A 21,992-nucleotide genomic window follows, 5' to 3' on the forward strand; every position below is an offset into this window, starting at 1 on the left:
ATATCGACGCGGCTCGGGTGACGCACTAACGTCCCCGGGCCATGGCCGATACACGACCCAAGGCGCCTCCCACGCACTTCACCGAGGCGGAGGCCGCGGACATCATCCGCGAGGCGAGCGCGCATGCCCTCGGGAGCCAATCCCGCGAGCGGACCCTGACGCGCGAGGAGCTGCTCGCCATGGCGCGCGAGATGGGCCTGAGCGAGGCATCGGTGGAGGTCGCGCTGGCGGCCCGTGGCCAGAAGGACGAGGACCGCCAGAAGCTGCGCAAGGAATTGCTGGGGCTGGTGGCGCACGGCTGCAGCTACACCATCGTCATGGGCGGGCTCACCCTCATCAACCTCTTCGCGGGGGCCGAGTGGTGGGTGCACTGGCCCGCGCTGGGTTGGGGCATCGGCCTGGCGTTCCACACCATGGGCGTGACGCTGGGTATGGCCAAACGCGCGCTGAAGGTGACGGACGAGGAGTAGCTCGCGCGAACAGCCGTTGGAATGACACGAAAAAAGATTCGTCCACTTCCGCCGCCCCGCGCGTTGGGGGCAGAGGCGGTGGATGATTCATGCGTGGACCCGGCATCCAGTGGGCACAGGTAGGCATGAGCGGCGACGATGTCCCTTCCGGGGAGGGCTCGTGGCTCGCCCGCTTCCATGCGGGTGATGCCCACGTCCTCAATGCCTGTTACCGCGAGCACTTCGACACCGTGTACCGCGCCGCCACCCGCGTCCTGTCCCCCGTGGATGCGGAGACCCTCGTCCACGACGTCTTCCTGCGCCTCCTCTCCGACGAGAGCGTGCGCCGCGCCTTCCACGGAGGCTCGCTCACCGCGTGGCTGCACACCCTCGCGCGCAACCTCGCCGTGGACACCGTGCGCAAGCAGCAGCGCGAGCAGAGTGCCCTCGGCCGGCTCGCCGAGGAGCCCCATTGGGATGAGCCGCCCGCGCCCCCGGAACCCTCGCTCGACGCCAGTGATTTGCTGGGGCGCTTCCGCCGCGAGCACCTCCCTCCCCAGTGGGCCTCCGTCTTCGAGGCCCGCTTCCTCCGCCAGCTCAGCCAGCGCGAGGCCGCCGCCGCCCTCGGAGTGAGCCGCACCACCCTCGCCTACCGGGAGCTGCGCGTGCGGCAGCTCCTCAAGAAGTTCCTCCTCTCCCCGGAGGGCCGATGACTCCCGCCTGCGCCGAAGTCCCCCTCGTCGACCGCCACTTCGCCGGCCGCATCCACCGGCGCGAAGAACAGCGCCTGCGCGCCCACCTCCCCGGCTGCGCCACCTGCCGCGAGCGCTACGAGCGCCACCTCCTCCTCTCTCGCCTCGACCCGCGCGCACCGGATGCCCGCACCCGGCTCGCCCGAGGCCTCGGCATCGACGCCCGCGCACCGGCCACCCCCTGGCGCCTCGCGCTCATCTCCGTGGCGGTGGCGTGCCTCGCGCTCCTCATGGTCCGCATCCCCTGGCGCAGCGCCGCCACCGGCGACGAGGGCTTCACGCCCCGGAGCGCGAGCACCACCGCCGCCGAAGCACCACTGCGCGTCTACGCGGTGGAGCCCGGCGGACACACCGCCCTGCTCGGCCCCACGCTGCGGCCGGACCAGGAGCTGGCCTTCGCCTTCCGCAACCCGGACGCCCACCGCTTCCTCATGGTCTTCGCCCGCGACGCCACCGGCCGTGTCCACTGGTACCACCCCAGTTGGACGGACGCGGCCAGCAACCCCACCGCGCTCTCCATTCCTCCCGGTGACGCGCCCCGCGAGCTGCCCGAGGCCATCTCCCACCCGCTGGCGCCCGGTCCGCTCTCCCTTCACGCGGTGTTCCTCGACACGCCCCTCACGGTGCGGGACATGGAGGCCCTGCTGGAGAAGGACGACTCCCTCCAGTCCGTGCTCCCCTCCGGCGCGGACGTCACCACGCTGAGGCTCCAGGTCCTCCCATGAGCTCCACCCTCCCGCTGCTCGCGCTGCTGGCCTCGGGCCTCGCGAGCACCCCGGCTCCCGCGCCGGAAGCGGCGCGCACCGCGTCCTTCGCGCTCATCATCGGCGTCAACCGCGGCAGCGAGCCGGACCAGCCCGTGCTGCGCTACGCGGACGACGACGCCGCGCGCTACCTGGATTTGTTCCGCCTGCTCGGCGCGCGCACGTACCTGCTGGCGCGACTGGACGACAACACCCGCCGCCTGCACCCGCAGGCCGCCGCCGAGGCCCTGGACCCCAGGCGCGCCGAGCTGACCACCGCCGTGAAGCGCCTCTCCGAGGACATCGCCCTCGCGCACAGCCGGGGCGTGGAGACGGTGGCCTACGTCGTCTACGCGGGCCACGGCAACGTGCGCAACGGCGAGGGCTACGTGAGCCTCGAGGATGGCCCCCTCACCGCGCCCGTGCTCTCCGACCAGGTGGTGCGCGCGCTCGGCGCCGACCGCGTCCACCTCATCGTCGACGCGTGCTACTCGTACTTCCTCGCCTACAGCCGCGGCCCCGGCGGACAGCGCCGTCCCCTTCCCGAGGGCTTCACCCGCGCGGTGGGGCTGGCCCAGGCGGACAACGTGGGCCTGCTGCTGTCCACCTCCTCCGCGCGCGAGAGCCACGAGTGGGAGGCCTTCCAGGCCGGCGTCTTCAACCACGAGGTCCGCTCCGGCCTCTTCGGCGCGGCGGACGTGGATGGCGACGGACAGGTGAGCTACCGCGAAATCGCCGCCTTCGTGGAGCGCGCCAACGCGGCCATCCCCAATGACCGCTTCCGTCCCCAGATTCACGCGCGCCCGCCCCGGGGCTCCGAGCAGCTCGTGGACCTGCGGCCCGGCCTGCAGCGCCGCCTCGAAATCGAAGGCTCGAAAGGCGCGCACTACATGTTGGAGGACGCCAACGGCGTGCGCCTGGCCGAGTTCCACAACGCGCCCGGCCAGTCGCTGCGGCTCTTGCGCCCGCCGCCGCGCGGACCGGTGTACCTGTGGCGCGTGGGCGACGCGGCGGAGTTCCCCGTGCCCGCCGCCCCGGACGTGGTGAGCCTGGAGTCTCTCTCCGCCGAGCCCGTACGCGTGGCTTCGCGAGGCGCCGCGCACGCGGCCTTCGAGCACATCTTCACCCTGCCCTTCAGCCAGGCGTCCGTCACCGGCTACCAGTTCCCCTCCGCCCCGCTGGCAGCGGACGCGCAGGGGCCGTGGCTCACACGCCAGCGGCTGGGCTGGGGAGGACTGGCGCTCGGCACGGCCGCCACCGGCGTGGGCCTGTGGAGCACGCTGAAGGCCCGCGACCTCCGGCGCGGCACCACCGCGGACATGCCCCAGGCGGAGGCCGCCGCGCGCAACGCGCGCATCCGGAGCTTCAACACCCGGAGCGGGCTGCTCTACGGACTGGGCGGAGCAGCGGTGCTCGGCGGAACGCTGCTGCTCTTCTGGCCGGAAGCGGAGGCGGTGCCCCTGGCCGACGTGAGCCCTTCGGGAGCCACCTTCGGCTTCGCGGGCGGATTTTGATTCGTCCAGCGCGCCCCGCCGCGGCGTTGAAGCGGCGGAGGCTGAAATCAATGACACACACGAAGCACCCTTCCCGCGCCCTGCTCCTGCTGCTGCTCGGCGCCTTGCTGACCACCGGCTGCGTCGACCCCGTGAACGAGGGTGAGCGGCCCTGTCCCTGCGACGAGGGCTGGACGTGCTGCGCCGACGCCCAGCTCTGTGTCGCGGACGCCAACCAGTGCGAGCGACTGCGGCCCCCCGAGCGGACCGCGCCCTCCGCGCCGCGCCAGCTCGCGGCTACTCCGAAGCTCCGCGCGGTGGAGCTCGGCTGGTTCGAGCCGGAGAAGGACGGGGGCAGTCCCATCACCGGCTACGACGTGGCGGTCAACCCGCCCGAAGAGGGGATGGCGGTGACGGTGGACGGGCGCACCGCGCGGGTGACGGGGCTGCGCTCCGGCGCGACGTACCAGTTCACCGTGGCCGCGCGGAACACGGTGGGGCTCGGGCCGGCCACGAGCGTGGCGGACGTGCGGCTGCCGGATGTGCCTCGAGCGCCCCTGAGCCTCGCCGTGGAGCGGGGTGACGGACAGGTGCGCGTCACCTGGGAGCGCCCGTCCTCCGACGGAGGCCTGGACATCCTCGGCTACGTGGTGACGGCGCACCCGCGCGGCGTGAGCGTCGAGATGGACGGCTCGAAGCGGACCGCCGTGGTGGAGGGACTCACCAACGGCGAGGCCACCACCGTCACCGTGCGAGCCGTCAATGAAGCGGGCCCCGGCCCCGAGTCCGAGCCCTCCGCGTCCGTGGTGCCAGCCCGCGCCCCCGCCGCGCCCGCGTCCGTGTCCACCGTGCCGGGCGTGCGCACGATGTCCGTCGCCTGGAAGGCCCCCGAGGATACCGGCGGGCTGCCCGTCTCCGGCTACGTCGTGACGGCCCTGCCCGGCAATGCCAGCCAGCAGGTGGACGGCGCCACCACTTCGGCCGTCTTCACCGGGCTGGAGAACGACACCGCGTACCGCTTCACCGTGGCCGCGCGAAACGAGGTGGGCCCCGGGCCGGTGACGGACTCCGAGCCCGCGCTCACTCCCGGGCTCCCTGGTGCACCGTCCCTCGTGGAGGTGACGCCCGGCGTGCGCTCGCTCGCGGTGGCCTGGGCGCCGCCCCTCTCCGACGGACGCGCGCCCCTCTCCGGCTACACGGTGAAGGCCTCGCCTTCGGGCGCGAGTGTGGAGGTGGGCCCCGGCGTGCGCGAGGCCCTCCTGGAGAACGTGCCCAGCACGAAGGAACAGCGCGTCACCGTCATCGCGCACAACGCGGTGGGAGCGAGCTCCGCCTCGGCGGCCTTGCGCGCACAGGCGCGGCCCGCCCCCGCGGAGCTGACCGAGGTGACGGTCCCCAAGCCCGATTGGGATTGGGGCTGCCGCTCCGTGCACTATTCCCTGCGACAGACGGATGGAGCGCGGACCGACGTGCTCGTGGAGGTGGACGCCGACGGAGACGGGACGTTCACCCGCGCCACGCAGGCAGGCAGCGGGACGGCGTCGGGGCTGGTGGCGCTGGAGACCACCGCCGGAGGCGTCGCGCATGAGTTCCTCTGGAACCGCTCGCGCGACGTGCCCGGTGCCGCGACTGCCCGGTTGCGCATCACCGCCACCGTGCCCGGCGCATCCCCCGTGAGCCAGATTCTGCCCGTGACGCTGGACGCCTCGAGCCGGCGCTGCGAGCTGGACCTGGACTCCAGCCCCGTGCACCGGGTGCCGCAATATCCCGCCCCTGGCGCGAAGGACCTGGCGCTCGGCGACTTCGACCGGGACGGCAAGCCGGACCTCGCGGTCCTCCACGAGGGCAGCCTCGGCCTCAGCACCATGGGCGGACAGGGGAACGGGCACCTCGATTACTCGGAGCCCAACGTGAATCCGCTGCCGGGTGACGCCCTGACGGCCGCGGACCTGAATGGCGACGGACGGCTGGACCTGATTGCCGTCGACGCCGACGCCTCGCTCGGCACGTCCGTGAGGGTGGCGTTCGGCATGGCTGGCTCCAGGTCCTGGGAGGCCGCCGTCACCACCTCGCTGGGAGGGACGGGTGACTCCGCCAGGGCCACCGCCGCGGTGGCGCGGGACCTGGACGGGGATGGAGCGCCGGAGGTCATCGTGTCCGACACCCAGGGCCTCTACGTGCTGCGCCACACCGGCGGAGGCAATCTGGCCGTGGCCTTCACGGAGCCCCTCGTCCCCCGGGGCATCGTCGTCGCGGGAGACTTCGACGAGGACGGTCTCGAGGATATGACGGTGGTGGGCGACACCGTCCACGCCTTGCACGGCCGGGGCCTGCTCGCCTTCACCCATGAGTACCTCGGGACGCTGGCGGGCCCCGTGGCCTCGGCCATGTCCGGGGACTTCAATGGCGATGGCCACCTGGACATCGTCGCGGTCGTGATGGGTTCCGACACGCGGAAGACCGTGCTCCAGCTCCTGCCGGGAGCCGGCGATGGCCGCTTCCTCGCGCCCGTCACGCTGTTGGAGCACGCCGACGTAGGCGCCCTGGCCTGGCTGGCCTCGCTCGCCACGGGCGATGTGGACGCGGATGGGCACCTGGACGTGGCGTACGTGGACGGGTTCTCGCCTGGCGTCACCCTGCTGCACGGGAAGGGCGACGGCACCTTCGAGTTCCGCGAGCTCGCGGCGCAGCGGTACCCGATACGCATCGCGATGGCGGACTTCGACGGCAGCGGCAGGCCCGACCTGGCCGTGCTCTCCCGATTGAGCGACGTGCGCGTGCTGCGTGATTCGGAGCCTTCCTCGCGACCGGAGATTGGCTCCTCCGCCGTCTCCGCGGACTTCGACGGGGACGGCTGGAACGACGTGGCCTCGCTGGTGGGCGACAACCTCCAGGTGCACCTCACCCGGGCGCAAGAGGGCCTCGTGGCGCGAGCCCCCTCCCCCGCCCCCGAAGGCACCTGGCGGCTGCTGCCTGGCCACTTCGACGCGGACTCCAAGGTGGACCTGCTCGCGGTGACCTTTACCCAGCTCCCCGGTGGCACCGGGGTCCGGAAGCTCTTCCTGCTGCGTGGCACGGGCGAGGGCACGTCCGCCAGCGCCGAGGAGATTCCTACGGGAGGCAGCCCCGCGGACGTCGTCGTCGGAGACGTGAACGGGGATGGAAAGCTGGACCTGGTCTGGGACGACGAGCGCCAGAGCAGCGCTCACGCCGTGAGGCTGTCGCGAGGCAAGGGAGATGGCACCTTCGCGCCCGGCGCGGTGATTACCACGTACTCCAGCGTGATCGGGCTGGCCCTGGGGGACCTGACCGCGGATGGCAGGGCGGACCTGGTGGTACTCCCCAGCGCCTTCCCGAACGTCGTCCTGGCCATCTTCGAGGGACGAGCGGACGGCACGATGGCCAAGGTCAGGGATTACTCCCCATTCATCCCCGAGACCTGCTCACCACCATCGCGCCACCCGCTCATCGATGACCTCGACCAGGATGGGAACAAGGACATCATCGTCGGCTGTCAGGGCGCCAGGGGCGGCGTGCTCCCGCTGTTCAACCTGGGCGGGTTCACGTTCTCGAGCAGCTACTCCACCATCGACATGAACGTGCATGGGCTCGCCGCCGCAGACCTGGACGGTGATGGAGGGCGGGAGCTCATCGCCGCCGTCCCGGAAAGCGCGGGCGTCTGCATCCTGAACCTCAGGGCCATGAGCGACAATCCTCCGGCGTGCTTCGGGACCCTGCCCGCCCCGGGAAACATTGCATCCGAGGTGGTCGTGCTGGACGTCGAACACGACGGCATCCCCGAGGTGCTCGGGACCAACTACCAAGCCGGCTCCACCCTGCTGCGCCTGCGGTGAGCGGCGGCGCGCAGGTGCTGGCCTGGAGGGCTCCAAGCGCATGGCCCGGGAGCCCTCCAGCCCGCTGGTGAAGGCATCTCGCGAAGAGCCTCCGGACGACTTCGCCGTGTCCCTCCCCCGGCGCATTCTCATCCGCCTGTAGGCTTGGGCTGACGCGCCTCCTCCAGGCCAGCGGGCAGACCTTCAACGAGTTCATGTACGGCGAGAAGCCCGTGCACACCGCGCTGTGGCTCTTCCACGAGGCCGGGCTTGGCAAGGACGGGCACCTGGTGGACCTGGGCGCCCGGGCTCGCGGCGTGGAGCTGCTCCCGGCCCACGTCGCGCTCGCGGCAGGTCCGCTGAAGCGCGCGGGCGCGGAACTCGCCGTCGGTAACGCGACCCTGGCTGACCTCTCCGAGCCACCCGCGCCTTCACCCACTGACCGTCCCTACCCCGGAGGCACGCAAGGGGCGGCACGGCCTCTGCTCCGGCCCAGCGCACAGTCCGCGCGTCACCCTCCAGTGGCCCTTTTCAACCCCTTTGCACCAGTCCGCTCCTCAAACAGGGTCCCCATTCCGCCTATAGTTCATCCAGCCATGAATCACGACGTGTTCATCTGCCATGCCACAGAGGACAAGCAGGGCGTCGCCCTGCCGCTGGCGGATGCCCTGCACCGCCGAGGCTTGAGGGTTTGGCTCGACGCCTATGAGCTCCGGCCGGGAGACAGCCTGAGGGAGAAAATCGACGCGGGACTGGCGGGAAGCCGGTTTGGTGCCGTCATCCTCAGCCCGAGCTTTTTCGCCAAGAAATGGACGCGGAATGAGCTCGGGGGGTTGTTCGCGCTGGAGCAGCCGGGCAGCACCCGCATTCTGCCCGTCTGGCACAACGTGGATGAGCATGCCGTGGCGAGCGCCTCTCCCATGCTGGCGGACCGGCTGGCCTTGAAGACCAGCGAAGGCATTGAAGCGATAGCAGCGAGGATTTGCGAGATCGTGCTCCATCCCTCAAGCGGAAGCCCTTCCGCTAAGGCGCCCACGCTTCGAACCCGGCTCCTGCAGGTTGTCGAATCGACGGACGAACCCGGCCCGATCCGGATGTTGCTGAGCGGCGCGCCCGTCATCCTTGAGAATGCGTTGAAGGGTGCCAGGGGGGCCGAAGTGCTCAAGCGGCTTGAGCTGGGCCAGCTCTCCCCGGATTTCTGCGTCGGCCAGCCCATGCAGAGCACGAGGAGGATGGTCTGGTCGCTCGTGTTTCTCGAAAGAACCTCACTTGATCTGGTGCGCCCTGGTGAGTCGAGCCCCGCTCCTCATGTGGCGGCCCGGCTGGAGCGGGTGGAATCCCTCCGGGAGTGGATGCAGAAGAACCTTGCGGCGGCACGAGCGCACCTCCGGGATGTCCGGCCAAACTTCATGGCCGTGATTGTCGGAGGCCGCCGGGCGAACCTCTCGGCGAGTCAGTCCAGCGCGCTCGGCGAATTGAATGACACGCTGATGGCGGTCCACCTGCACACCTATGATTGGTTGCTCGATGCCGCGCCTGTGGGAATGGAAACCCCATGAACATCGATGAAGCCTGGCTGGGGACCCTGCGGTTCGAGACCTTCTCGGGGATCGCGGTGACAGGCATAGCAGGTGTCGGGGCCGAAAAGGTGGTTTTCGATGCAACGGCACCCGATGGCAGGAGGGTGGTTCTCAAGACCTACAAGACCCAGCTCGGGTTCTTCATCAAGGAAGTGCCGCCCTCGCTGACCCCCAAGCCGCTCTACAGCGTCTCGCGGGTCAACGAGAAGCTGTGGCGCTTATGTGGAAATACCTACCTGGATAGCATGTCCCAGGATTACGACAGGCTCTTCAGCAGCATCCTGCTCTCGGTCCACAAACATGGACTCGTGCCACTCCTGGGTGCATCGATAGCATGGCAACTGTTCGATGAACTGTCCTTCATCGTCTGTACGCCAGGCTTCCGTATGCGCCTCGCTGACTGGGCCGAGCTGGGGAGTGGGGCACAGGAGGCTGACGAGATTGTCAGCGTGAACGGTGCCAATTTCCCGATTACGAATTTGAGGAGCGTGTTGCGGAGGAAGGCACTCGAAGCGCTGCAGGTAATAGACGAGCTTGCTGCGGAGCAGGCGGAGTTGAAGCCAGAGTTGCTCGCTCGAAATCCACTCTGGATTTGGGGGGCTGCCGTAATGGAAGGCTTCTTCACCGACGAAGAGTTGCCAGAGGTCGTCAGGTATGTTGAGCAGAAGTTCGGAAGGCTGCCTGAGCGCGATGACAGCTATGTCCTGGTTTCTCAGGCGGAGTCTGTCGGGAGGCTCCTCGCGAGCTTTTTGAATAAGTCCGGCGTCGAGCGGTTTGTCCGGCTCTGCGCAATGCTTGGCATGTTCTTCCAGGTGACGAACCGCGACGGTGAAGTGGTGGCCGATGGGTTCAAGTTCATCCGCGGGTAAGCAAAACGGTGAGCGTCCAGGTAGCTGTCGCGTGAGAGGATTCAGCCGATGCGCGTCCGCTCCTGCACAGCTGAGGTGGGGGGCGTGGAAGGGTTGAGGCGGACTGGCCCGCTGGCGGCCAGTCGCGCGTATCGCGGCCCCAGCGCTCGGGGCGACGGGCTCGGGCGCGCTGGTACACCTGATGGCGCCGGGCGAGCAGTGCGGTCTCACGGCCGAAGTGCCTGTCGTCGGGCGTGACGAAGCGGATGGCGGAGTGTCGTCGGTGCTCTGGGTTGTACCAGACCACGAAGCACGTCATCCACGCCCGGTGCCAGCAGCCCTGCCTCGCGCATCAGCCGCAGGCGGCGGGCCTTCGAGGTGCGCACCTGCCGGGCGCGCAGCCCAAGCCCACACCTTGGCCGGCATTCATGCTGGAATTCCCCCGAACGACGCTACCCGGACACCCTATGAGACTGCCGATATTCCAGATCGATGCCTTCACCGACAGGGTGTTTGGCGGCAACCCGGCTTCGGTCTGCCCGTTGGCGCAATGGCTGCCTGACACCGTGATGCAGCAGATTGCGATGGAGAACGCGGTGGCCGAAACCGCCTTCTTCGTCCCACGGGGGCAGGATTACGAGATCCGCTGGTTCACTCCCGAGATCGAGATGGACTTGTGCGGGCACGCCACGCTGGCCGCCGCGCATGTCATCGCACGGCATCTCGACCCGTCCGTCGAAGCGATCCGGTTCCAGTCGAACAGCGGCGAGTTGCCCCCTGTATCAGGGAAGTTGTCGCCTCGGCTGACGTGCCGGAGCCAGGGGACAGGGACGGTGGGCAACCCCAGGTGCCTCAACACCTGATTGACGCCGGGGCCTTTGAGAACCGCCGGTAGCTCACTCGTCCTCGACATTGAGCGCTTGGTCGTGGGCCGTTGGGATGATGGTCAAGTCCGCGCTCCCTGGCGCCGCAGGCTCCTGTACCTCCCTGCGGACCAGCCCGATCACCTGCGCCGCGAAGTGGATCCGATCCGTCCTCAGGATGTTAAAGCGGCCCCGGTGCCCCCAGAGTGTCTCTGGATTGTCTGCGCGGATTTCGCAGTTCCAGGTTCCGTCGGGCTGCGTGGAGATCCGCACGCGCTTCATGGTGTATGCCCCCTGGTCGATGTAGTCATTGGTCGCCAGCACATAGATGCCATCGTTCTCGATGACGCCCGGCAACGAGGAATTGGACGGGGACTCCGAGTTGTCGACCGGCTCAAGATAGACCCCGTCCAGGAACCTGAGCGCCACGATGTCCTGGTCCTGCAGCGTGTCCGCCATTGATGAGCCAGTGACGACGGCGAACGCATCGATCTTCGTTCCGTCGATGGTTTGGAGTGGGAGGTGCGGACCTGGGATCGGAGCGAGGTTCAGACCGGCGGCGATACGAAAGATCTGGTTCAACTTGCGTGCGGATTGAATCGCCTCGAGGGGGACCGTGTACTCCTTGAGTCTGTTCCGGAGGTTGCGTCGAGCAGGCCCTTGGAGCCGTTGCTGCAGGACCTGCACGCCGGTGGCAACAACAGGCTCTGGTTTCAACTGAGCGAGAGGCTGCCCCAGCGCGAAGGCGAAGAAGGTCAGAAGCCGGTCGTTGAGCGATGTGGACTCGTCGATCTTTCGGGTCACGATCCACGGCTTGTCGGTCGTCCATGTCTCTTCGAAGATGTACTTCTCGAAGTTCGGTTCGTGGACGAGGCTGCGACTGTTCCCCGTCAGGAGTTGGTCGATCTGCGCGTTCGCCCGGTCCGCGTTTGCCCCCTGGTCCCGGTCGTAGATGACGCGATATCCGATACCGAAGGCATTGAGGACCTTCTGGAACGCCGGGATGGTCCATTTTCCCCGGCAGTTGATGAATGTGGTTGCACGCCTCGCCAGGAGGTACCGGGTCAGGTCCAGTTCCCCCAGCGCGTGGAGCTTCCTCGCTGTAGCTTCGACCGCCGCGATTTCGCAGTCCCCCTCGACCAAGCAGACCTTCTCAGAGAAGAACGCTTCGTTCACGGCCGGGTCGAAGTTGAGCAACATCCGGAGTCTCGCGCGCTGCTGGTGGTCCTCCTCGGACTGCGCGAACACATCCTGGGTACGCTGCGTGGCGACGGGATGCCCCTCCTTCTTGCGCAGGATGACGATGCCGTCATGGCGATCCGCGAGGTCCAGGAAGACAGGCGAATGCGTCGTGCAGATGACCTGACCGATACCGCTCCGCGCGATCTTCAGGAGCGTGTCGCGCATCCTCCGGCACATCCCGGGGTGCAGATAGATCTCCGGCTCTTCAATCAGGAAGAGCATGTGCTGATGCTCGCGCGACGCGCTCTGCCTGTTCTGCTCCACGTATAGTTGGAGCAGGGCCAGGACGATGGACCGCTGCGCGCCATGGCCCTGGTGGTCCGGACGCGTGGACAGGCCCGCATCCAGCACCCGGAACTGGGTGCTGCTCGCGAGATCCGAGGTCACATCGGGTGCGCTGAACGTGAGTTCGGCACTGATGTTGATGAGTTCCTTGAATTTCTCCGTGAGCTTCTCCTCCATGCTGGCAACGATCCGGTGCTTGCCCTCCGTGGCGAAAAGGTCCTGGAGTTCCGCCGCTGCCTTCTTGAACTGAACGACGCGGTCGTGGTTCGACAGGTGCTGCTCGAACAGCGAGTTCACGATCTTGCGGATCGATGATGCTTTCGCTCCCACGTCCGTCTCTTCGGTCGTTTCGCGAAGCGCTGGGACATAGACGACGTTGGGAAGGGCCGCTTCGAGAGCGGTCGCGCTACCGCTTGCATAGGGAGTCCACTCGTCTTGCTGGCGGGTAACGAGCAAGGGGGACTTGAGCTCGCGAGCGATTTCAATGAACTGGTCCAGGGTGACTTTGGTGGATGCGACGTCTTTCGAGAATCGCTCGAGGAGCGGCGTCCACAGCTCATCCGTTGCCACCATCGCCCGGAGCGACTTGAGGGTGAGGGTCTGCTTGGCGGATGTCCAGCCCGTGAGCTGGCACTCAGGTGGACGACCCGGGGTGTATGCCCAGTTCTCCGAGGCGGCTCCGGGGGCCTTCCAGATGCGTTTCAGCCGGTAGCGCTGCTGGCCGCCTTCGGAGAAGGTGCTCGCGGTGAGGGCGGCCAGCTCCCTGTCCCTGTCAGTGAGCTGATCGAACTCCAGCTCGACTTCGATCGGCCCGCTGGTGGAGTCATTGCCTGGAAACTGCTCCTGCATGGCCTTCATACTGGCGGTGCATGCGAGCCTGATGGCCTCCATGATGGAGGACTTCCCTGCGTTGTTCTCCCCGACGATGGAGAGGAAGTCCGCAGAGCCCTGGCGCAGTGCTTCCTTCTGGGGAATCCGCAGCTCAATCGACTTGATGGACTTGTAGTTCCGGATGGCTACGCGATCCAGCCTCATGGGTACGCTCCTCCGTGTCTCGGATGGAGCAGGTAACGCGCGGAGATTCATCACGGCCATACCCCGTGAGGGGGATTGCCGCTGCGAAGGCTAACGACGTACGGGGGCGGTACGTGGCCGGAAGGGCTCCATGTCCTAATGACGCCCGGCCTTGGTAGCGCCGTCTACGGAATCGGGGCAAGCTCATCTTCGCTCCAGGCGCGAAAGTGCGGCCATTTCTGCTCCCTCAAGCGGGGGCGGAGCCGGGGCTGGAGGAGGAGAGCCCGGCCCAGGCTGCGATGGTGGAGTCGACGATGGAGCGCACGCCGCGATTGGATCGGGCGGGACTGCTGCGCCGGACGGAAAGCGCTGGATGTCGTCGCCTGCTCTCGGTGTGGAGGCCGCAGGAGGGTGCTGGCATACCTGACGGCCCCCGGTGGGGGCGCGCCATTCTGGAGCTGCTCGCGCACACGTTCGAGGTGCATCTGCGTCACGCGCTGCGCGGAGAGCGTCTCCCTCGCCGGAGGAGTACGAGGCTCCCTCGGATGGGGGGTGCTGCCGGCGGTGGAGCCGTTCAGAATCCGGCTTCCACTCACTCAGAGGGCGACATCATGAGCAGCTCGAATCGAAAGACCGCCAGCTTCGGGGTTCCTTGGGAAAAGGCGTATGGCTACGTGCAGGCCGTACGCTTGAACAACACCATCTACGTCTCCGGCCAACTTTCGCACACCCCGCGGGGCGAGCTCGTCGCTCCGGCAGCGCTGGGCGCGGACGGCAAGCCCTCGGACTTCTCGACCATGGAAGCGCAGATGAAGCGCACCTACGAGAATGCCGAGGTGCTGCTGGCCGAACTGGGCGCGACCATGGCGGACGTGGTGGAAGAAACGCTGTTCGTGCTCGACGTTCCGTCTGCCTTCGCAGCCAGTTCGAAGGTGCGGCCGCTGGTCTACAAGCAGGCGGTGCCGCAGGTTGCCAGCAATCTGATCGGCGTGTCTGCCTTGGCCTTCCCCGAGCAGCTGATCGAGATTGCATTCAGGGCGGAAGTCCAGGGCTGAGCCCGGCCGCGCGCTCGCATCGGCGAGCCGTTGCCGGCTACGCCGAAGCGCCCAGCCTCGGCCCCTGCGCTCCAGCCCTCCCCTTCAACCGGTCTCCTTTTTTCCTAGGCTCGCGCGGGCAACCGGGACAAAGTTGTTCATGTCTTCGGACCCGCGCTCCACGTGGACGACCTCTCCGACCACTCGCGAGAGCAGCGCATCGCCTTCGCCTATGCGCCGAGGCTCCAGGCAATCCCCGATGAAATGGTTCCTTACGTGCGTCGCGCCGGTCCTGCTCGCAGTATGGATTTTGTTCTTGAGCGCTCACGGGCCGACCTCATGGCTGGTAGTTCCTGGCGCTCTGATTGGCAGTGCCTGCGTCGCTGGCTTTTCTTTTCTGCGCTCGTCCTCTCGTCCCCTGCGAGCTCTCTCCCTCTCGCTCTATCTGCTGCCACTGGGGCTCTTGTCTACCTATCGTGCGTCGCCGTTCTCCGTATCGAAGACCTTCGAGATCGGCGCGCTCCCGCCGGCTTCCGCGCCTTCCGAAATGTCGATTGCCCAGCTTCCGACCGGCGCCACCTACCGCAGCGCGTCCTTTGGGTATCGCGGTGGCTCTCTCTTCGAGCCGCGAGAATTCTCCATGACCGCGACCCTGATCAAGCACCCCAAGGGTGATCTCTTGATCGACACCGGGTTCGGTCGGGATATCGCACAGCACCTCGCGACGCTGCCTCTCTTCTTTCGGCTCCTGACACGATACTCGCTGCACAAGACCGCGCGCGAGCAACTCCAATCGAGCGGATATGACCTGACCCGGCTGCGCGCGATCCTTTTGACCCACTCCCACTGGGACCACATCAGCGGCACCGCGGATTTTCCCGAAGTGCCTGTCTGGATACCTCCCGCGGAACGAAGCTTCGTACAAGGTGAAGACTTCACCACGGCCTCGGCAAGAAGCATCAAGTCGCTGCATCTCGAAGAGTATCGATTCGATGCGCACCCCTATCTCGGCTTCGCGGAGAGCCATGATGTCTACGGAGATGGCACGGTGGTGATCGTCCCGGCGCCCGGCCATACGCCGGGCTCTGTGATTGTCTTCGTGACGCTTCCGGACAACAAGCGCTACGCCTTTATCGGAGACCTCGCCTGGCAATTGGAGGGCGTCACCGAGCAGGAGGAGCGCCCGCTCACGCAGCGCCTCGCAGATGTCGAGCCTCGGCTCGTTCGTGAGAACCTCGCGCATATGGCCGCGATATCAGCGCGATACCCGGAGATGACCATCGTCGTCGCGCATGATCCGCGGAGCTTCGCATCGATTCCGACGTTGGTGCCAAAGCCATGAGATGGGCCGGTGTGTGCCCAAAGCCGAGAGGGTGTCAAAGAATTCGTGTGGGGGACTCGGCACGACACGCGGCGGGAAGGAGTAGAGCGGAAAGGGGGCCGAAAAGTCCCCGCGCACCCACTGAGCTGCCGCCTCGCGGAACGCCGCGACGAAGGCCCGATACTGCTCCCCGGTGGCACCGGGGTCCGAAAGCTCGTCCTGCTGCGTGGCACGGGCGAGGGCACGTTCGCCAGCGCCGAGGAGCTTCCCACGGGAGGCAACCCCGTGGACGTTGTCGCCGGAGACGTGAACGGAGATGGAAAGCTGGACCTGGTCTGGGTCGACGAGCGCCAGAACGCTCGGAACCAGGACATCATCGTCGGCTGTCGGGGCGCCAGGGGCGGCGTGCTCCCGATGTGGAACCAGGGCGGCTTCACGTTCTGGAGCAGCTACTCCGCCATCGACATGAACGTGTACGGGCTCGCCGCGGGAGACCTGGACGGTGATGGTGGGCGGGAGCTCATCGCCGCCGTCCCGGAAAGCGCGGGCGTCTGCATCCTGAACCTCAGGGTCATGAGCGACGAGCCTCCGGCGTGCTTCGGGACCCTGCCCTACCAGGGGAACCTGGCATCCGAGGTGACCGTGCTGGACGTCGAGCACGACGGCTTCCCCGAGGTGCTGGGGAGCGGCTACGAGGCCGGCTCCACCCTGCTGCGCCTGCGGTGAGCGGCGGCGCGCAGGTGCTCTCCTGGAGGGCTCCAAGCACATGGCCCAGGAGTCCTCCAACCCGTCGGTGAAGGCCGCCTGGGGTCCATGGTCCTCGAGTTGCTCACGCGGCTCGGGGACCTCACCCTGCCGCGCACCGTCATTGCCTGGTCGGTCGCCCGGTGAGAGGGTCCTCCATGTCCCCCGTGCGCACGCGGTGTTATGTGGCTCCGCTCAAGACCTTCCGAAAAGGAGCGAGTCATGCGGAGCCTCATTCTCTGGACCCTGCTGTTGTTCTCCACGACGGCCCTGGCAGCGGAGACGCGGCTGGTCGTGAGGGCTCGCGCCCGGGACGGCAAGTTCGTCGGGACGTCGATGGGGGGCGTGCGGGTGGTGCTTCGGGACGCGCAGTCCGGCCAGGTGCTGGCCAGCGGCGTCACCGCCGGCTCGACGGGCAACACCCAGACGCTGATGAAGCAGCCACAGGCCCGGGGGACGCCGCTCGCGGATGAGACCTCCGCGAAGTTCACGGCCACCCTGGACCTTTCCGAGCCGCTGCTGGTGACGGTGGAGGTGTCCGGGCCCCTTGCGCAGCGGCAGGCGCTCGCCACCAGCACCACCCAACTCTGGCTGCTGCCCGGCAAGCACATCGAGGGCGATGGCCTCATCCTGGAGCTGCCCGGCTTCGTGGTGGATGTGCTGACCCCATCGGCTCACGAGTTCCTCAAGCTCGCCGCGGACAAGAAGCTCACCATTCCCCTGCGCGCCAACCTCACGCTCATGTGTGGCTGCCCCACCGAGCCCAAGGGACTCTGGGACTCCAGCCGGTACGAGCTGCAGGCCACGGTGAAACACAACGGGAAGCCGCTCACCCAGTTCCCCCTGAAGTACGCCGGGAAGACCAGCACCTTCGAGGGCGAGCTGTCCGTGCAGCAAAAGGGCGCCTACGAAGTCATGGTGACCGCGTTCGACCCCGTCACCGGCAACGCCGGAGTGGACCACACCACGTTCGTCGTCGAGTAGCGGCCAGGCGGACAGTGCTGATGGCGCAGCGCGAGGGAGTCGTGAATCCCTCAGCGCTTGCGCCGGGGGCGCACGTTCGCGGCCTGCAGCTCGCCAGGTCGCTCGGGGCCGAGGTGACCGGCGTTTGCAGCGCGGGCTCAAGATGGCAACTCCAATCATTGAGCCCCCGGGTTTTGTGGACACCGGAGATGAGGTGACCGAAGGATGTCCACGACGACACAGAGGCGACCGCGCAGGCAGCACACCCCGGAATTCCGAGCCGGAGCGAATGAAAAGCATTGCGTGAAGACGCCTGTCGTTTGAGCACGCTTCGCGGCTTGGAGCAGGCGCAAGCAGAGGGATGAAGCGAGGTCTGTGCCGACACCACAAAGCCAGTCGCGCCACGAATTGTGAGCGCGCTTGACGTCACGCTCTGCACTGCGCTCTCCTCGTTTCATGAAAGCCATTCTCGCAGTGCTCGTGAGCGCAGCAGTCACCCTTGCCTCTGCTCCCGCCTTCGCCCAGGAGCGCGCCAATGACTTGCTCGACGGCAAACCTCCCCCCACGGGCACCGGGATGCTCGTCGCCGGCAGCATCTTGACCGGCGTGGGTGCGGTCAACCTGCTCACCTCGCCCCTTTGCAAGACCAGCGTGATACCCCGCGACTCGCAGGACTTCTGCCTTGGCAGCTCCCTGGTGCTCGGCGGCACCCTCGCGGCCGTGGGCGTCCCGCTCCTGCTCGTGGGCATCAGCCGCCACAACACCTACGTCGAGTGGAAGCGGAATAACCGCGTCATCTCCTCGCTCACCGACCTCAGCATCGCGCCGACCCCAGGCGGCGCCGCGCTCACATGGAGCGCCTCGTTCTGACGTCCATGCCCGAGGCGCGTCTGCCGCTCATCCATGGGCGGCAAGATGACAGGGAATGGAACGCCACGCGGATGCAGCAGGCAGCCAGGGTGCTGATGGCCACACCGGAGAGTCTCTCGGCCACGACGACCCAGCGATACTTCGAGGAGATGTCCCATCCCCACTCCTTGATGCCCGCGACCTGGAAGAAGGGATGGAAGCAGGCGAAGCCGAGGACCCCGAGCAGCCCGGGCCGGGCGCGGACTCCAGGACGCCGGAGGTCACGGGTCGCGCGCCACTGCTCATGGGGCCGGGCATGAAGCTGGGCGGGTAGAGCTGGAGGCAGCTCGACTCGCGCCCGGGGCTGGCCCTGGCGAAGAGGGGAATGTGCTACCCTGGGTGGCCCAGGACGCCACTTGGCCGCAGGGACCGAATCGCATGTTCAAGGTTCGAGCAGAACAGTTGCAGGCGATGCGCCAACTCATGGCCGAGCAATTCATGGAGCAGATGGCCACGCACCTGCGGGAGGTCTTCCCCGAGGAGACCCAGCCCTGGAGCGAGGAGCGCCTGCTGAAGCACGTCACCGAGGCGGCGGAGCGCGCCTCGCAGTACGGCGTGGTGCTCGAGGGCGACGTCCAGCGTTACCTCGAGTGCGCCGTCCTCTACGGCTGGGACTTCGACCGCGCGCCCGAGTCCGCCTGGGCCCGCGCCATTCTCGAGGACAGCCGTCTGGACGGAGTGGCGAAGATGGATGCCCTGGAGGAGTACCAGGCCGCGCAGCTCGGCGGCCCGGCCCCGGACGCGGAGAACGAGGAACGCCATGCCTGAGCAATACACCGTCCAGAAGGGCGACAACCTCTACAACATCGCCAAGAAGAAGCAGGTGTCCTTCAACGAGCTGAAGGCGAAGAACACGTACCTCAAGGCCCGCAAGCCGCCCTACCGCATCTTCCCGGGGGACAAGCTCGACCTTCCGCCGAAGAAGCTCGGCAAGACGGAGGTCGGCGCCACCACGCAGCCCTGCCCCTACTGCAAGGCCGAGGAGCTGGTCATCCAGAGCTCCGACACCAAGAGCACCAGCAAGCAATTCACCGTGGACCTGGTGAAGCACTCCCAGGCTGGCCACGGGCCCCACGTCCTGCAGGTCATTGCCAGCAGCTACAAGGCCGACACGCTGACCTTCAACGTGAAGGGCAAGTGCAAGAACGGCAAGCCCTCGAAGTCTGGCGACTCCGCGAAGTGCGAGGTGGACGTCCGTCCGAACTCGCAGGGCGCCTGCCCCACCGTGTTCGTCACCGGCCCGGCGGTCCTGGTGGACCAGCCGAGCCCCTCCAAGGTGAACATCTACTCGTCGCGCACGGACCCCTGCGATGAGGACTTCATCGACTTCTTCAAGCGGGTGCTGGTGCCCAACTCGTACCCCGAGGTGTACGCCGTCAGCACGCGCACCTGCTCGCACAAGGCGGGCACCCAGGTCATCGTCCAGGCGTTTCCGGAGAGCTCCTGGAACGGGAAGATTTCAGTCGGCTATTCCTACAACGCGCACAAGGACAGCAACTTCGTCCAGAACCAGGGCTGGAAGAAGCTGAAGGTCGACGGTGAGTGGGGCCTGGAAGGCAAGCTCGACGTCAAGTACGACAACCGCAAGTGGTCGCTGGGCGCTTCGGCCACGCCCCAGGGCGGACACCAGAAGAACAACGCGCTGACCCGGCAGCTGTTCGGCGGAGCGCAGGCCTTCCTGAACAAGGTGGCTCCCATGCTGGGAGACATCAACTCCGACTACGGCAAGATCAAGATTCTCTGGCCGAAGCTGGAGCTGAGCGGCGGCGTCAAGAACAAGGAGAAGGACTTCAAGGTCCTCACCGAGGGCAACGTCAAGGTCGCCTTCACCCCGTTCATCGGCGCGTCCGGCGAGACGGACATCCTGAACTGGCTGCTCCGGGTTGCCGGCGACGCGGCCGGCGGTTTCGGCGCGCTCCTGGTCAAAATCAAGAAGCGCGCCGCCACGGGGTACAAAGGGGACATCGTCAGCGCGAAGGCCAACGTCTCCATCCTGCTCACCCTCGCGGGGAAGGTCGAAGGCGCGCTGGAGTGGAAGAGCGACGGGAGCGGGAACTGGAATCCGTCGGGAGAGGTCGTGGCCAAGCTCTCCTTCGAAATCAAGGGAGAGGCCTCGGCCGAAGGGACCCTCTGGATATTCAAGGCCGGGGCCGGCGCCAGCGTCGGGGCCAAGACGGAGGTCGGGGGCAAGCTCACCGGTGCCTCGTCCGACAAGGGCCCGAGCCTGAGTGGACAGCTCTTCTTCTCCGGCATCACCGTCTACTACGCCTACTATTACGAGGTCGGGACCTCCGCGACGTCGAGCTCGAAGCTCCGCTCCAAGCCCAAGAGCTCCTTCAAGGACGAGACGACGAAGGAGTACGTCGTGGTGGAGCCGGCCCAGTGGCCGCGCGAGAGCAAGCCACGCCCCCTGAAGGATGGCAGCGTGTGAGGGGGGCAGGAAGGCTGCTGCTGTTGCTGCTGCTGTGCACCGCGGCGACGCAGGCCCGTGCCGGCAAGCCTCCCTCCCGAGCCAAGGACACAGGAACCCCGAGCATGCTCAAGGACAAGCCCTACCTGGTGGTCGAAGTGAACATGTCGGGATGCGCCTACGACGTCCGGCTGAACGACGTGCCGCTGGTGAGCGACGAGCGGGGGCTGCCCGTCGTGGCGGACATCCCCGTCAACCACTGGGCCCGGGCGGGAGAGAACATCCTGTCGATGGAGCTCAAGCCGCTGCCCCGGGGCGCAGCGGAGGGCGTGGAGCCCCGATGCGGCGCCACGCTGAAGGTGCACAAGAGCGGCGCCCCCGCCAAGACGGCCCAGCCCATCGCCAGCCTGCGCTTCTCCGGCAAGCTCCAGGAGCCCGCCAAGGGCATCCAGGAGAGCTCACCCGCCGGCCGCTTCGCCGACCGGGCCGGGTTCCCCGCCGACAAGGAGGAGGGCACGGTGTTCGTCGGAGAGGTCCTCGCGACGGCGCCCCAGAAGGGGCGCGGCGCGGTGCTGCGCCGGGGCATCACCCTGCCCGTGGCGCTGCCGCGGTGGAGCTGGTTCCAGAGCGACCTCATCCCCGCCACCAGCGAGACGCGCCAGGAACTCATCGCCGAGTACCAGCGCATCTGGGATGCGGCGAACGCGAAGAAGGTGTCCCAGGTCCTGCCCCTGTTCGCCGAGCGGAATCAGGAGCTGGCCATCGCCTTCAACACCACCGAGGCGGAGATGGCCAAGAAGCTCGCCCGGTTGGAGAAGATCTCGGGGGACCCCGACATGGCGCTCTTCCCGCTCGAGCCCGAGGACTCGGAGCTGGTGGTGTTCGGCAACGGCCGTCTGGCGAAGCTGACCCGCTGGGACGGGAATCCGATGATTGGCTTCAACTTCGTGGACGACAGCGGCTCGGAGACCTTCGACATCATCTTCCGCAAGTCGGGCGGGAAGTGGGTCATCACCCGGTAGGTGGAGCCGCCTTGAACCGCAGCAGCTCGCCCTTCCTGCCCTCCAGCAGGAAGCCGCCCAGCGGGCCGGTGAACTCCGCCCGCTCCGCGGGCGTGCACGTCGGCAGGAAGGCGCGCAGCACGCGCGGGTCGTAGAACCGGAAGTAGAGCTGCTCGCCCGAGGACCCATCGAGGACCTTGAGGAACTTGCGCAGGTGCCGCCGCGTCTCCTTGAAATTCAGCTGGGAGGTGAGGAAGACGCCCCAGCTCTTCCCCCACCCTTCGCGCACCAGCGTCCCGAGCATCTCCGAGTCCCCGGGCAGGCGCACGAGGTACGGTGCCACCTCCTCCAGCTCCCGGCCCTCGGGGCCCTCGTAGAGGGACGCGTACAGCTCGCCCGACTCCTGGAGGAGCTTCAGGACCCGCTTCTCCCGGGCCGCATCGAGCACCGCGAAGAGAGGCTCGCTCTCCGCACGCATGGCCGCCAGCACCTTCTCCTGTGAGGACAT

The 21,992-nt window shown here is 67.4% G+C and carries 18 protein-coding genes and 1 pseudogene; 17 read left to right on the top strand and 2 right to left on the bottom strand.

Annotation, left to right across the window (positions count from 1 at the left end; translation table 11 throughout):
• The first annotated feature begins 41 nt into the window (after positions 1 to 41).
• The 8 genes from ACVTJA_RS43815 to ACVTJA_RS43850 all read left to right on the top strand — a co-directional run bounded on the left by ACVTJA_RS43815 (position 42) and on the right by ACVTJA_RS43850 (position 10,561).
• The gene (locus ACVTJA_RS43815; RefSeq protein WP_465829669.1) at positions 42 to 470 is read left to right on the top strand and encodes a 2TM domain-containing protein; all 429 of its coding nucleotides are present in this window, start codon (positions 42 to 44) and stop codon (positions 468 to 470) included.
• Positions 471 to 559: 89 nt separating this feature from the next.
• Positions 560 to 1,162 (top strand): RNA polymerase sigma factor, encoded by a 603-nt coding sequence (locus ACVTJA_RS43820; protein WP_465829671.1) that lies wholly within the window; start codon positions 560 to 562, stop codon positions 1,160 to 1,162.
• Positions 1,159 to 1,926, top strand: a complete 768-nt coding sequence (locus ACVTJA_RS43825; protein WP_465829673.1) for a hypothetical protein — start codon at positions 1,159 to 1,161, stop codon at positions 1,924 to 1,926. Before ACVTJA_RS43820 ends, ACVTJA_RS43825 begins: the two co-directional genes overlap by 4 nt.
• Positions 1,923 to 3,458, top strand: coding sequence for a caspase family protein (locus tag ACVTJA_RS43830; protein ID WP_465829674.1), 1,536 nt, complete (start codon positions 1,923 to 1,925; stop codon positions 3,456 to 3,458). The genes ACVTJA_RS43825 and ACVTJA_RS43830 overlap by 4 nt, the downstream gene beginning before the upstream one ends.
• A 50-nt stretch (positions 3,459 to 3,508) precedes the next feature.
• Positions 3,509 to 7,291: an FG-GAP-like repeat-containing protein gene (locus ACVTJA_RS43835; protein WP_465829675.1), complete on the top strand. Its 3,783-nt coding sequence runs from the start codon at positions 3,509 to 3,511 to the stop codon at positions 7,289 to 7,291.
• A 575-nt stretch (positions 7,292 to 7,866) separates the two neighbouring features.
• Positions 7,867 to 8,829: a toll/interleukin-1 receptor domain-containing protein gene (locus ACVTJA_RS43840; RefSeq protein ID WP_465829677.1), complete on the top strand. Its 963-nt coding sequence runs from the start codon at positions 7,867 to 7,869 to the stop codon at positions 8,827 to 8,829.
• Positions 8,826 to 9,719, top strand: a complete 894-nt coding sequence (locus ACVTJA_RS43845; RefSeq protein WP_465829678.1) for a hypothetical protein — start codon at positions 8,826 to 8,828, stop codon at positions 9,717 to 9,719. The genes ACVTJA_RS43840 and ACVTJA_RS43845 overlap by 4 nt, the downstream gene beginning before the upstream one ends.
• A 272-nt stretch (positions 9,720 to 9,991) precedes the next feature.
• Positions 9,992 to 10,561, top strand: a complete 570-nt coding sequence (locus ACVTJA_RS43850) for a PhzF family phenazine biosynthesis protein (RefSeq protein ID WP_465829680.1) — start codon at positions 9,992 to 9,994, stop codon at positions 10,559 to 10,561.
• Between the two features lie 33 nt (positions 10,562 to 10,594).
• On the opposite strand, the gene ACVTJA_RS43855 is transcribed toward ACVTJA_RS43850, so the two are convergent.
• Complete coding sequence (locus ACVTJA_RS43855) at positions 10,595 to 13,123, bottom strand: AAA family ATPase (protein WP_465829681.1); 2,529 nt, start codon at positions 13,121 to 13,123, stop codon at positions 10,595 to 10,597.
• Between the two features lie 590 nt (positions 13,124 to 13,713).
• Here ACVTJA_RS43855 and ACVTJA_RS43860 point away from each other — a divergent pair.
• The 9 genes and pseudogenes from ACVTJA_RS43860 (at position 13,714) to ACVTJA_RS43900 (ending at position 21,505) form a co-directional block, all read left to right on the top strand.
• The gene (locus tag ACVTJA_RS43860; RefSeq protein ID WP_465829682.1) at positions 13,714 to 14,157 is read left to right on the top strand and encodes a RidA family protein; all 444 of its coding nucleotides are present in this window, start codon (positions 13,714 to 13,716) and stop codon (positions 14,155 to 14,157) included.
• A 238-nt stretch (positions 14,158 to 14,395) separates the two neighbouring features.
• Positions 14,396 to 15,478 (top strand): MBL fold metallo-hydrolase, encoded by a 1,083-nt coding sequence (locus ACVTJA_RS43865; protein WP_465829683.1) that lies wholly within the window; start codon positions 14,396 to 14,398, stop codon positions 15,476 to 15,478.
• Positions 15,479 to 15,523: 45 nt separating this feature from the next.
• A pseudogene (locus ACVTJA_RS43870) lies at positions 15,524 to 15,736 on the top strand (hypothetical protein); the annotation flags it as partial.
• Between the two features lie 6 nt (positions 15,737 to 15,742).
• Entirely contained in the window at positions 15,743 to 16,183 is a 441-nt protein-coding gene (locus ACVTJA_RS43875; RefSeq protein ID WP_465840774.1) for an FG-GAP repeat domain-containing protein, read from the top strand.
• Between the two features lie 240 nt (positions 16,184 to 16,423).
• Positions 16,424 to 17,185: a hypothetical protein gene (locus tag ACVTJA_RS43880; RefSeq protein ID WP_465829685.1), complete on the top strand. Its 762-nt coding sequence runs from the start codon at positions 16,424 to 16,426 to the stop codon at positions 17,183 to 17,185.
• A 435-nt stretch (positions 17,186 to 17,620) separates the two neighbouring features.
• On the top strand, positions 17,621 to 18,034 hold the full coding sequence (locus ACVTJA_RS43885) for a hypothetical protein (protein WP_465829686.1): 414 nt from the start codon (positions 17,621 to 17,623) through the stop codon (positions 18,032 to 18,034).
• 462 nt (positions 18,035 to 18,496) lie between these two features.
• Entirely contained in the window at positions 18,497 to 18,841 is a 345-nt protein-coding gene (locus ACVTJA_RS43890) for a hypothetical protein (protein WP_465829688.1), read from the top strand.
• Positions 18,834 to 20,504, top strand: coding sequence for a LysM peptidoglycan-binding domain-containing protein (locus tag ACVTJA_RS43895; protein WP_465829690.1), 1,671 nt, complete (start codon positions 18,834 to 18,836; stop codon positions 20,502 to 20,504). Before ACVTJA_RS43890 ends, ACVTJA_RS43895 begins: the two co-directional genes overlap by 8 nt.
• Positions 20,501 to 21,505: a hypothetical protein gene (locus ACVTJA_RS43900; RefSeq protein WP_465829691.1), complete on the top strand. Its 1,005-nt coding sequence runs from the start codon at positions 20,501 to 20,503 to the stop codon at positions 21,503 to 21,505. The genes ACVTJA_RS43895 and ACVTJA_RS43900 overlap by 4 nt, the downstream gene beginning before the upstream one ends.
• Here the strand turns inward: ACVTJA_RS43900 and ACVTJA_RS43905 are convergent.
• The gene (locus ACVTJA_RS43905) at positions 21,495 to 21,992 is read right to left on the bottom strand and encodes a DUF4123 domain-containing protein (protein WP_465829693.1); all 498 of its coding nucleotides are present in this window, start codon (positions 21,990 to 21,992) and stop codon (positions 21,495 to 21,497) included. The genes ACVTJA_RS43900 and ACVTJA_RS43905 overlap by 11 nt on opposite strands.

This window comes from Pyxidicoccus sp. M6 (assembly GCF_055568925.1).